The 12,368-nt window shown below is 52.0% G+C and carries 12 protein-coding genes and 1 pseudogene; all 13 read left to right on the top strand.

What is annotated here, in order from left to right; all coding sequences use genetic code 11:
* Positions 1-4: 4 nt before the first annotated feature.
* Positions 5-970: a peptidylprolyl isomerase gene (locus PHH49_05515; protein ID MDD5488401.1), complete on the top strand. Its 966-nt coding sequence runs from the start codon at positions 5-7 to the stop codon at positions 968-970.
* Positions 948-1,976, top strand: coding sequence for a 4-hydroxythreonine-4-phosphate dehydrogenase PdxA (pdxA, locus tag PHH49_05520; protein ID MDD5488402.1), 1,029 nt, complete (start codon positions 948-950; stop codon positions 1,974-1,976). The genes PHH49_05515 and pdxA overlap by 23 nt, the downstream gene beginning before the upstream one ends.
* Positions 1,977-2,007: 31 nt before the next feature.
* Positions 2,008-2,877, top strand: a complete 870-nt coding sequence (gene rsmA / locus PHH49_05525; GenBank protein MDD5488403.1) for a 16S rRNA (adenine(1518)-N(6)/adenine(1519)-N(6))-dimethyltransferase RsmA — start codon at positions 2,008-2,010, stop codon at positions 2,875-2,877.
* A gap of 34 nt (positions 2,878-2,911) precedes the next feature.
* The gene (gene gatC, locus PHH49_05530; GenBank protein ID MDD5488404.1) at positions 2,912-3,232 is read left to right on the top strand and encodes an Asp-tRNA(Asn)/Glu-tRNA(Gln) amidotransferase subunit GatC; all 321 of its coding nucleotides are present in this window, start codon (positions 2,912-2,914) and stop codon (positions 3,230-3,232) included.
* Positions 3,233-3,309: 77 nt separating this feature from the next.
* Positions 3,310-4,701: pseudogene (gene gatA, locus PHH49_05535) on the top strand (Asp-tRNA(Asn)/Glu-tRNA(Gln) amidotransferase subunit GatA).
* The gene (gatB, locus tag PHH49_05540; GenBank protein ID MDD5488405.1) at positions 4,691-6,127 is read left to right on the top strand and encodes an Asp-tRNA(Asn)/Glu-tRNA(Gln) amidotransferase subunit GatB; all 1,437 of its coding nucleotides are present in this window, start codon (positions 4,691-4,693) and stop codon (positions 6,125-6,127) included. Before gatA ends, gatB begins: the two are co-directional and overlap by 11 nt.
* Positions 6,128-6,168: 41 nt before the next feature.
* Complete coding sequence (locus PHH49_05545; protein ID MDD5488406.1) at positions 6,169-7,482, top strand: S41 family peptidase; 1,314 nt, start codon at positions 6,169-6,171, stop codon at positions 7,480-7,482.
* A 53-nt stretch (positions 7,483-7,535) separates the two neighbouring features.
* Positions 7,536-8,402 carry a divergent polysaccharide deacetylase family protein gene (locus tag PHH49_05550; GenBank protein ID MDD5488407.1) on the top strand — a complete coding sequence of 289 codons (867 nt, stop codon included), beginning with the start codon at positions 7,536-7,538 and terminating at the stop codon, positions 8,400-8,402.
* Positions 8,399-9,406: a tRNA (adenosine(37)-N6)-threonylcarbamoyltransferase complex transferase subunit TsaD gene (gene tsaD, locus PHH49_05555; GenBank protein MDD5488408.1), complete on the top strand. Its 1,008-nt coding sequence runs from the start codon at positions 8,399-8,401 to the stop codon at positions 9,404-9,406. The genes PHH49_05550 and tsaD overlap by 4 nt, the downstream gene beginning before the upstream one ends.
* A gap of 2 nt (positions 9,407-9,408) precedes the next feature.
* A complete protein-coding gene (locus PHH49_05560) occupies positions 9,409-10,074 on the top strand; it encodes an MgtC/SapB family protein (protein ID MDD5488409.1) in 666 nt (221 codons plus the stop codon).
* A 27-nt stretch (positions 10,075-10,101) separates the two neighbouring features.
* Complete coding sequence (locus PHH49_05565; GenBank protein ID MDD5488410.1) at positions 10,102-10,647, top strand: polymer-forming cytoskeletal protein; 546 nt, start codon at positions 10,102-10,104, stop codon at positions 10,645-10,647.
* Position 10,648: 1 nt separating this feature from the next.
* Entirely contained in the window at positions 10,649-11,023 is a 375-nt protein-coding gene (locus PHH49_05570; GenBank protein MDD5488411.1) for an excisionase family DNA-binding protein, read from the top strand.
* Positions 11,024-11,253: 230 nt separating this feature from the next.
* On the top strand, positions 11,254-12,368 hold a 1,115-nt coding region (locus tag PHH49_05575; GenBank protein ID MDD5488412.1), incomplete at its 3' end, for a 5'-3' exonuclease H3TH domain-containing protein.

A 12,368-nucleotide genomic window follows, 5' to 3' on the forward strand; every position in this document is an offset into this window, starting at 1 on the left:
ATCGATGAGGACTATTATTGTCGGGTTATCATGTGTGGCATTGTTGTTGTGTGGGTCGGTTCTGGAGCCTGTCTCTGCGACGGCCGAAGTGGTGGACAAGGTGATCGTTGTTGTCAATGACGAGGTGGTCACCCAGAGGGAGTTTGATCGTCTTTTTGGTCCGATCAAGGAGGGGTTCGAGAAGAATCTTGCGGGTGAGGATCTCGAAGAACAGCTGGATATAGCACGCAAGGGGATACTTGAGCAGCTTATCAACGCCAAGCTCACGATAAGCCTGGCCAAAAAAAAGAATATAACCATTGATGAAGCCAAGCTGAAAGAGCGGGTCGATAAAATAAAGTCATATTATCCTTCGGAAGAAGAATTCCTTTACGCCCTGAACGACAGGGGGACCAACCTGAGCGAGTTCGAGAAAGAGATCAGGGAGCAGATGCTTGCCCAGGAACTCGTGGAACAGGAAGTGGCCTCAAAAATAACCATAACGCCTTCGGAGATAAGCGATCTGTATGAGAAGAACAAGGAAAAAATGGTGACGCCGCCGCGTATCAAACTTAGGGGAATAATGATACGTAAGGCGGAGGATAGGACGCCTGAAGAAAGTCAAAAGATGATCCGGGAAATACAGGAGGAGCTCAAGAAGGGGGCTGATTTCAGCGAAGTGGCCAAAAAACGTTCAGAAGGTCCGTACGCTGCTGATGGCGGCGATATGGGGTATGTGGTGAAAGGCGAACTTCTTGGCGAGATAGATGGTCCTGTATTCAACCTGAAGAAGGGCGAAGTGTCGGACGTGGTGGAGACGAGCGTTGGGTACCATCTGTTCTTTGCCGAGGATGTCCAGGAGTCAAGGCCACTGGCATATGAGGAGGTCAGTGACTTTTTGAGAGAACAGCTTTTTATGAAGGATTTCCAGGAAAGCCTTGTCGAATGGCTTGAAGAAAAAAGGAAGAATGCGTATATCTCATACAAATAGGCCTCTTGTTGTCGTGACGATGGGAGACCCCGCCGGGATAGGTCCGGAGGTGATAGCGGGAGCGTTATCCGATCCGGATGTAAGGGGACTGGCGGATCTCATTGTTGTTGGCGATGCCCGGGTCATGCTGGCCGCGTTCGAGTCCAGAGGCCTGCCCCAGCCGAAGGTCCATGATAAGCAGGGATCGGGTTCCACGGTCGATCTTTCTGATGGACGGGTACTTCTTATGGATCCGGGGATACCGCTTGATAACGCGGAACCCGGGAAACCTACGCGTGAAGGCGCGCAAAAGACCCTGGATTGCCTGGACCTGGCATCGGACATCATGAAGGAAGGGAGTGGGTCGGGTGGTAGAATGGCCCTGGTCACCGCTCCTGTTAATAAAGAGATGATATCCGGAGTTAAGCCCGGGTTCATCGGTCACACGGAATATCTCAGGGACCGGCATGAAGTGGATTTTGTCACGATGGTGCTTGTCGGGGAAAAACTGCGGGTCGTGCCGGTCACGCGGCATATACCGCTCAAGGATGTGTCGCGGGAGCTGACAGGGGATCTGCTGATGAGGACATTGATGCAGGTCGTGGACGCGCGTGTCGTTATATGCGGCAGGAATGAGGCGAGGATAGGTGTTTCGGCGTTGAACCCGCATGGCGGTGAGGGTGGTAAGATCGGAAAGGAAGATATTAGTGTTATCAAGCCTACGATCGACCGGGCCCGGGCGGTCTATCCGCATATTGTCGGGCCCATCCCGGCGGATGTCATTTTCCATAAAGCGTTCAATGGCGGCCTGGATATAGTCATGGCGATGTATCATGACCAGGGGCTGGCCCCGTTCAAGATGGTGGAATTCGAAACGGGTGTCAACATGACCATTGGGCTTCCGTATGTTCGTACCAGCCCGGACCATGGGACCGCTTTTGATATAGCCGGAAAGAACATCGCTTCATCCGTTTCCTTCAAGCAGGCGATAAAATGCGCGGTCAAGGCCGTAAGGCAGGCCGTTTGACATTGCTTTTCCGGGAACCGATCCGTATCATATGAACCTAAAAGAACTCAAAAAACTATGGGAAGAAGCGGGGTTCGGGCCGCTTAAAAGTCTTGGGCAGAACTTTCTGGTCGACAACAACGTGAAAGAAAAGATAATCAGCCTATTGCCTTATTCCGGGGAGGATACGGTAGTGGAGATCGGACCCGGGTTCGGGAGCATGACATTCTCCCTCGCGAGATCATGCCGCAGGCTGGTAGCTGTTGAAAAGGATGCCAGGATATGCGGGCTTATGGCCCCCATGTTCCGGGAGGTGGGGAACATAGACCTGGTCAGCCGGGATATCCTTAAGACCGATATAGCGGAGATAGCTTCAGGAGGGAAGGTACATGTCTATGGTAACATACCTTATTACATATCTTCGCCGATCATAGAGCATCTGATCTCTAACCGTGATCATATCAAGCGGATATACCTGATGGTGCAGGAAGAATTCGCTGATCGGATAGTGGCACCACCGGGGTCCAGGACGTATGGGTCGTTGAGCTGTTTCGTGCAGTTCTATACAAAGCCCGCGAAGGTCATGAGGATAAGCCGGAATTGTTTCTCTCCCCGCCCGAAGGTGGATTCAGCTCTTCTGGAAATGGACATCCCCGCGTCCCCCCGGGTCGGGACCAAGGATGAGACAACGATGTTCTGCCTGATAAGAAAGGCCTTTTCCCAGAGAAGAAAAAAGATGATAAACCCGTTATCGGGATGGAAAGAAGCCGGGTTGAGCCGTGTGGAGTGGGAAAATATATTCCATGAATGCGGGATCGACCCGGGAAACAGAGCGGAACACCTATCTCTGGAAGAGTTTGCCCGGATCTCCGATAAGTTGGTCGATATTCGCGGGAGCATGGGACGGGAACAGGTGAATTGACAATTTAATATTATTATGATACCTTAGGGGCATTATGGATAGACCTTCAGAAAAGAATAACAAGATCACCGCGGATGACGTGCGTTATGTGGCGCAACTGGGCCGGCTGAGCCTGGACGAGAACGAGGTTTCATGCTTCCAGGGCGACCTTTCCCGTATCCTTGGATATATTGAACAGCTTAATGAAGTTGACGTGAATAACGTAAACCCTACTACACATGTCCTGCCGTCGATGAAGAACGTTTTCAGGGAAGATGAGGAAAGACCTTCCATACCTGTATCCCAGGCCTTGCAGAACGCGCCGGACAGGAAAGGTTCGTTTTTCCGTGTGCCCAGGGTCATAAAGGAATCATAGGTCACAGTATGGTAAATGCGTTCAGGGATATCTCAGGGTTCAAAGAATGGCTTTCAGCCCGCGGAGGGAAACCCGGTGAAGCGACCGGGGATATGATCGCGGGTATCGAGGCGGTTGACCGTGAAATAAGCGCTTTTATCCGGGTAGATAAGGACGCTATCATCGCTCGGGCGGAAGAGCTGGAAAGATCCGGCCCAGCCGGCGATCTATACGCCGTACCGGTGGCTATCAAGAACAATATTTGTATAAAGAACAGTCTTACCACCTGTGCTTCCAGGATACTAGAGGATTTTCGACCACCTTATAACGCGACCGTCATAGAAAAACTGCTTGCGGAAGGCGCTATCCCCGTGGCCGGCGCCAATATGGACGAATTCGCTTTCGGTTCTTCCTGTGAGACCTCCTATTTCGGTCCGACCAGGAATCCCTGGGATACCGAGCGTATCCCGGGTGGGTCCAGTGGCGGGTCCGCCGCGGCTGTCGCGGGGGGCGCGGTAGTGGCCGCTCTGGGGTCCGATACAGGCGGTTCGATCAGGCAGCCCGCGGCTATGTGCGGCGTGGTCGGGATGAAACCGACTTACGGACGGGTCTCGCGTTATGGTCTTATAGCGTTCGCGTCAAGCCTGGACCAGATAGGGCCGATAACGCGCAGCGTAAAGGATTGCGCGCTTATGCTTAGGGCGATATCGGGGTATGATCCGCTGGACTCGACCTCGGTCAATGTCGAGGTGCCGGACTATGTCAAAAGCGTGGAAAGTCCCGTGAAGGGATTGAGAATAGGCATTCCCGAGGAGTATTTCCCGGAAGGGATCGACCCGGATGTAAAAAGGCGTATCGATGAGGCCGTGGATATATTCCGTTCCATGGGCGCGGAGATCAGGGAAATAAGCCTTCCTCATACGAAGTACGCCGTTAGCTGCTACTATATAATCGCGCCGGCCGAAGCCAGCTCTAACCTGGCCAGATATGATGGAGTGCATTACGGGCATAGGACCCGTTCGGCGGAAAGCCTGGTCGATATGTATTTCAGGAGCCGCAACGAGGGGTTCGGGCCTGAGGTAAAACGCAGGGTACTTTTGGGGACGTATTCGCTGAGCAGCGGTTATTACGACGCTTATTACCTGAAGGCGCAGAAAGTAAGAACGCGGATATCCGAAGATTTCAAGAAGGCTTTTAACGAATGTGATGTGATACTTACCCCTACGGCGCCGACCACGGCTTTCAAACTTGCGGAGAAGATGGACGATCCTTTGACCATGTACTTGTCCGACATCTTTACCATACCGGCTAATCTGGCAGGCATTCCGGCTATTTCCCTGCCGTGCGGTCTGGATGGTAAGGGCCTGCCGGTGGGGCTCCAGTTAATGGCGGGAGCATTCAGGGAAGAGACGATCTTTTCCGCGGCGGGCGCTTTCGAAAAGGCGTGCGCTTTCAGTGGGATCTCATCCGGGAGGGACGATGTCGGATAGGTACGAGACCGTGATAGGGCTTGAGGTCCATGTGCAGTTGGCTACGCGTACCAAGGCCTTCTGCGGATGCAGTACGAAATTCGGCGCTGAGCCTAATTCCCAGGTATGTCCGGTATGCCTCGGGCTGCCCGGAGTGCTGCCGGTCCTGAACAAGAAAGCCTTTGAGTATGCCGTCAAAGTGGCGTTCGCGCTGGATTGTGATGTCCAGAGAACGGTGAAGTTCGACAGGAAGAATTATTATTACCCGGACCTACCGAAGAACTACCAGATAAGCCAGTACGATATGCCCGTGGCGTATAACGGCAGTATCACGCTTGAAGGAGCGGACGGAGGCCAGGTGGTGATCGGAGTGACGCGGGCACATCTGGAAGAGGACGCGGGGAAACTGATACACGGAACGGACGAGCCGTACAGCTATGTCGATCTTAACCGGACGGGCACGCCACTTCTGGAGATCGTGTCCGAACCCGACCTGCGGTCGCCGGAACAGGCATACCAGTATCTTGTCACGTTAAAACAGATCATAAAGTACCTGGATGTTTCCGACTGCAATATGGAAGAAGGTAGTCTGCGTTGCGACGCCAACATCTCTATCCGGGAAAAGGGGACTGAAAAGCTGGGCAGCAAGGTCGAAATAAAGAACCTGAACTCTTTCAAAGCCGTGAGGGACGCGCTGGCGTACGAGGAGATAAGGCAGGCTGAAGCCCTGGACGATGGCGGGAAGATCGTGCAGGAAACACGCCTTTGGGACGAGAATAAGAATATCACGGTCTCTATGAGGACCAAGGAATACGCGCAGGATTACCGTTATTTTCCCGACCCCGACCTTGTGCCTTTCGAGGTCTCCGGAGACCTCCTGGAGGAGATAAGGGCGTTCATGCCGGAGCTCCCCGCGAGCAAGAAAAAGCGGTTCGCTGAAACATATGGTTTGGTCGATCAGGATCTTGAACTGATGGTCTCCGAGCGGGACATCGCCGAGTTCTTCGAGGGTGTCGCGAGGGCGTTGGGAGATGCCAAGACCGCGTGTAACTGGATAAAGGGAGAGGTCCTGATGCATGCCAGGGAGAGGGGGACCGATGTCCCAGGATTGGGCTTGTCCCCGGTTATGCTGGCTTCCATAATTAAAATGGAAAAAAGCGGTAAGATAAGCGGTCTGGCCGCCAAAGAGGTCCTGAAAGCGCATCTTGATACGGGTAAGTCCCCCGACGATATCGTCGGGGAAAAAGGATTAGAACAGGTCTCGGACAGGTCGGAACTTGAAGCCGTGATAGACACGGTCATATCCGAGAATGAAAGATCCGTGAATGATTTCAAGAACGGCAAGGAGAACGCTTTAAGTTTTCTTGTCGGACAGACCATGAAGAAGACAAAAGGCAAGGCCAACCCCAAACTGGTCGGGGAGATGTTAAGGGAAAAGCTTTCATAGGGGCATAGCCGTTTACCCGATCCTCCAACAAGGCAGGTTTTATGAAAAAAGGCCCGGTCATACTATTCATATCCATATTTTTGTTAGCTAGCGCTCCGGCCCGGAGCGAGGAGGATGCCAGCCGAGCCCTTAACAAGGAAGAGCTTTTCCGGCAGATACAGATACTGGCTGATTCTATCACCCTTATAACAGCGGACTATGTCGAACCGGTCAAGGAGAAGGACCTTATATACGGCGCTGTGCAGGGGATGATGAACACGCTTGATGGATACAGCCAGTTCCTCGACCCCGAAAGTTTCAAGGAAATAACCGAGGAGACCAAGGGTGAGTTCGGTGGTGTTGGTATCAGCGTCGGTATCAGGGATGGGATACTTACCGTTATTTCCCCGATGGAGGATACACCGGCTTCGGCCGCGGGTATACTGGCCGGGGACAAGATAGTGAAGATCTCGGATAAGATAACCCAGGATATGCAGTTGGACGAGGCGGTGAGGCTACTCAGGGGCGAACCCGGCACTGACGTGATGTTGACCATATTGAGGGAGGATGCTCAGGACCTTATCGAGATCAAGATAACACGCGCGATAATAAAGATAGACAGCGTGAAAGACGCCGCGATCCTTGACGACGGCATTGCTTATATAAAGATCGTGGAGTTCCAGGAAAGGACAGGCAGGGACCTGGGAAAGCAGGTTAAGGACCTGATCAAAAAAGGCGCTTCATACCTTATTCTGGACCTGAGGAATAATCCGGGAGGGCTCCTGGAGGCGGCGGTGGAAGTAGCGGACCAGTTCCTGGACAAGGGCTCGCTTATTGTTTACACGGAGGGGCGTTACCCCGATAAACGTTTTGATTTTATCGCGAAAAAAGACCCGGAATTCGGGGATATAGGCCTTGTGGCCCTTGTTAACGGAGGGTCTGCCAGCGCGGCGGAAATACTCGCGGGAGCGATAAAGGACAATAAACGCGGGTTGGTCGTTGGAGTGACCACCTTTGGTAAAGGGTCCGTCCAGACGGTCATTCCCATGCAGGATGACTCCGCGCTGCGTCTTACCACTGCTGAGTATTTCACGCCTTCAGGCACCGGACTGATGGACAAAGGCATGGAACCGGATATTTATGTGGAGGCGATCAAACCCGCTGATATGGATAAATCTGTTCCGACGGATGATGACGCCGATATTTTCAGGAAGATCGATGAGGTCAAGAAACCCGTTAAGGATGAAAAGGAAGAAAAGGACGAAGCTCTGCGTGAAAGATTGGTAAAAGATAACCAGCTTGCCACGGCGGTAAATATAGTCAAAGGTTCCCGGGTTATATCGTTGTCCTCTGCCGAAAAGATCCGCCAGAAATAACACATACATATACGCGGGGACACGAAGAGGACCATTTTCAGGAGATCCCATACATGTACAAACGTCTTATGCTCTTTGCCCTCGTAACGGTAGCGCTGTTATCCTTTATCATGGTACTGGTATACTTGTTCTCTGGGCGTGTGGGAGGGGGGAAACCGGTGAAGGTGCCGGAGCCTACGACCACCCAGCCCCGGGTACGGGCTGATGTGCCGTCCAGTAACGTTAAGGAAGAACCGCCAGCCCCGGCCATAGCCCTGGTCCTGGATGACCTTGGGTACGGGGAAAAACTGCTTCAGGAGATAGCAGCGCTGGGGATACCAGTGACTTTGGCGGTCCTGCCGGATCTCGCCTTTTCCTCAAGGGTCTGTGACTTCGCGGATGCCGAAGGATTAGATACGATATTGCATCTTCCAATGGAACCCTTTGAAGTGACCTCGGGTCTTGAGAAGAATACTATTATGACCGACATGTCCGACAGGGAGATCCTGGATATCCTGGACAATGACCTGGCTTCCGTAAAGAACGCCAAAGGCGTTTCAAACCACATGGGATCAAGGGCGACCACGGACGAGCATGTGATGGATGTTATTATGGGAGACCTGGAACGAAGGGGCCTGTTCTTCCTGGACTCGTATACCTCGGCATCTTCGGTCGTGGAGGCTTCCGCGCGCCGGATGGGAGTGCCCGCGATCAAAAGAGGGCTTTTCATCGATAACCAGCTTGACCGGGAATATATAAAAGGGCAGATGGCAAAATTGGCAGAGCTTTCACGTAAGAATGGTTATGCCGTTGGTATCGGCCATTATCGCCAGGCAACAGTGGAGGCGCTCAAAGAGGTTGTTCCGGAGATACTGGGCAGCGACGTGGTCTTTGTAAGGTTGCCCGAGCTCATCGGGCGTTTGGACGGAGAGAACGAATGATAACGCTTGGGATAGAGACATCCTGTGATGAAACGGCCGCCGCCATACTGGAGGACGGCAAAGTGCTTTCCAGCGAAGTGTCCTCCAGCGTGCATTTACATTCGCGTTATGGTGGGGTTATCCCGGAGATCGCGTCCAGGTTCCATACGGAGTTCATATGCCCGGTTTTTGAGAAAGCGCTTCATGACGCAGGGAAACGTGTGGAGGACATAGACAGGATAGCTGTAACGGAAGGGCCCGGTCTACCCGGATCCCTCCTTGTGGGACTGGCGTTCGCCAAGGCGCTGAGTTTTGCCCGGACCCTGCCTATTCTAGGGGTCAACCATCTTCACGGGCATATGGCAGCGAGTACTATACGCGATGGGGTTAAACTGCCGTTATCCGGGATAATGCCGTTCATCGGAGTGGTGGTGTCGGGCGGGCATACTAGTATTTTTGAATGCAGGGAGCTCGGCAAGTTCAGGGAGATAGGACGAACCAGGGACGACGCGGCCGGTGAGGCGTTCGACAAGGTGTCTAAGATACTTGATCTCGGGTATCCGGGTGGCCCATTGGTCGAAGAAAAAGCGCGTGGATATGACGGTGATGACCCGATCCCTTTCGCCAGACCTCTTTTAAAGGACGAGGAGAGCCTGGATTTCAGTTTTAGTGGCATAAAGACCGCGGCATTGTACTACTGGAGGGATTCTTCCCGCAGTGAAGAGGAAAAAGAAAAAGTTTGTTTTTCTTTCCAGAATGCTATAATAGATACGTTGGTCGAAAAAGTGTACCGCGCGACCAGATTGACCGGGATAAAGAGGGTGGCGGTCGGCGGCGGGGTAGTGAACAATACATTGTTCAGGCAGAGGATGACGGAAAGACGAGAGAAGGAAGATGTAGAGTTATATCTTCCTGAGAAGAGGTATTGCTCCGATAACGCGGTCATGATAGCCGCCTACGCCGAAGAACTGTTCGATGCGGGCGTGAGATCAGACCTGACTCTGAACGCGAAACCTTTGGGGTGATCATGGACACTATGACGATATTGGTGAGGTTGTTGCTTTCCGCTTTCCTGGGCGGGCTTATTGGGCTTGAGAGAGAGATGCATGGATGCGCGGCAGGATTGAGGACCCACATACTGGTGGGCATGGGATCGTCACTTTTCGTGCTAAGCTCTATTTTTATGGTCACCACAGGCGGGTTCTCCTCGTCTGTAGACCCGACACGTATAGCGGCCCAGGTCGTTACTGGTATCGGGTTCCTGGGAGCCGGGTCTATTGTTCGTTATGGAGCCGCCATACGCGGGCTTACTACCGCGGCGAGCATATGGGCTGTCGCGGCGATGGGTGTGGCGGTAGGGGTAGGGATGTATCCTGCCGCGGTCTTTACGGCCATTGTATCCTTATCAATACTTTTTCTTTCACGTTTTGAAGAAAGGCTGGCCCTCAGGAAACACGGCAGCATGATAAGGGTCACCGTGAAGGGGGATCCCATTACCCTGAAAGGCGACGTAAAACGCATTATTGACGCGCACGGCGGAAGGATAAAAAGCATAAACTCAGAAAGGTCGGAGGACAGGGATACGACGGAGATGCTTTTTGAGCTTATACACCTTCCCAGGACATCACGGGAAGATATCAAGATAGACATCGCGGCATTACCTGATGTCGAGAATGTGATATGGCACGCTTAGCCATTAACCTAACGCAAGGAGGGAATAATGAGAAAAAAACTTCCGGAAAAACAGAACGCTGAGGAGAAATTCCTGGATGTGAGCGCCAGCATGCAGGGGACATTGCGGTTCGACGACCCCGTTAACCTCAGGATAAACGGTAAGTTCGAGGGAACGCTGGATACAAAGGGACAGCTTATGGTGGGGAACAGGGCGTCTATAGACGCAAATATAACCGGTGAGAGCATTTCCATAGCCGGAAAGGTCACGGGGAACATAAAAGCCGTTAAGGGTCTTAAACTGGAATCCACGGCTCATCTTACCGGGGAGATCGAAACACCCAGTCTTTCCGTTTCCGAAGGCGCCGTGATAAATGGTAACATCCGTATGACCGGCGGCAACTTGTCCGACAACCAGAACCGGGGCGACTGGATGACCGTAGACCAGCTGGCCAAATATCTTGAAGTTGATGGTAACAAGATATACGAATGGGCCAATAAATCCCTTCTGCCGGGAACAAAGGAAGGCGGAGAGTGGATATTCGAAAGGTCGAAGGTCGACCAGTGGATAGCTGAGGGGAAAGTAAAGGCGTGATATGTCCAAGAAATTATTTACGCTAGAAGAATTGTCCCAGTATCTAGGCATAAGGGAAAGCAAGATCTCGGAACTTGTGGATAAGGGCGTTATCTCCGGCTATAAACTGGCCGGAGAGTACCTGCGGTTCCGCAGGGAACAGATAGACGCTATAAGGTCCGAGATCGAGGCCAGGGTGACGGCCGAAGACAAGATGGTGGTTGAAAAGCAGGATGCCGTACGTGGGAAAGAAAAACTCGTTCTCGCCAGGGACAGGGAAGACAGATCTATCGGGACAACGCGGGAACGGCTAGCGGATTTCTTCTACTTCAACGATTTCTATATATTTTGCGGGATATTGATCGCGGCGCTTGTGTTGGTCATATTCAGGGGGTGATGGCGCCTTTAATGCCGTTCCCTGGAATACCAAAGTATGCCTTGACAGTTCCTGGTGATATATAATATAATAAGCGCGTGCGAAACTCGCCAAAATAAGTTTCCTTTATAAATTGTTTTCCCATAATTATAATTAGGTTAGCGGACTGACAGGGAGATTTGGCTATTAACACTATTAAACCACGCCTCGGTAAGATCCAACCTTGAAACAATTAACTTTCTTGTTGAAACATGAATGAAAAAAGCGATAAAATTTTCCTGATAGATGGACATGCCATTTGCTATAGGGCTTATTACGCCATAAAGGACCTCAGGACGTCTAAGGGGGTTCCCACTAACGCCGTGTATGGGTTCCTGACATTTTTCCGGAAGCTGGTCAAGGAACATTCACCCGATATGGTAGCTGTGGTATTCGACGCGGGTGGCCCGACCGAACGACATGGGAAGTTCAAGGACTATAAGGCGAACCGAAAGCCTATGCCGGATGAGATGGCTTTGCAACTTCCGCTGATAAAAGAACTTTTAGAGGCGATGAAGATACCGGTCATGGAAAAAAGGGGATTTGAGGCGGATGATATTATAGCAACAGCGGCGCTTAGGGCTCGGGCAGAGGGCATAGATGTGTGTATTGTCACGAGCGATAAGGACGCCCTTCAGCTCGTGGATGCCGGTATAAAAGTGCTTAGTCCATCGCCTTTCGGGGAGAAATTGTACGACGAAAAAGAAGTATTGAAGAAATACGGGATCCCACCCGTTTCCATGACCGAATACATGGCTTTGGCCGGTGACGCAAGTGATAATATCCCCGGAGTAAAAGGCATAGGACAGGTCACGGCCGGCAAATTGATATCCGAATACAGGGACATAGATTCTCTTTACGGTAGCCTGGACCATGTTTCCTCGGCGGTCAGGAAGAAACTGGAGGAGGGAAAGGAAGACGCGTTCCTCAGCCGGGAACTTGCCGTGCTTAATAAGGATGTCCCCCTGGATATGGACATAAAGGCCTTTAAACTGGGCGAGCCGGATAGGGATAAGCTTTCCGGATTGTTGAGAGAGCTGGAATTCACGAAGCTTCTTATGGAAATGACCCCGGTCAGGGAGGTGTCGGGTGCATACAAAAAGGTAAGTACACGTGACGCCGCCCGCGAAATGGTAGAAGATATAAGGAAAAAGGGGGTGGTCTCGGTACGATTTAAGACCACAGCCGATGGGATCATAGCGGCTTTTTCCGTGGAGAAAGGCAAAGGTTATCATCTTTCTTTCAGCGGGGAGTTCATGGCTATAATTAGAGAGGTCCTGTCAGATCCCCTGATCCGCAAGGTGGGATATAACGTGAAGTCGGACCT

It is taken from the genome of Candidatus Omnitrophota bacterium, assembly GCA_028715965.1.
GTDB lineage: Bacteria > Omnitrophota > Gorgyraeia > Tantalellales > Tantalellaceae > JAQUQS01.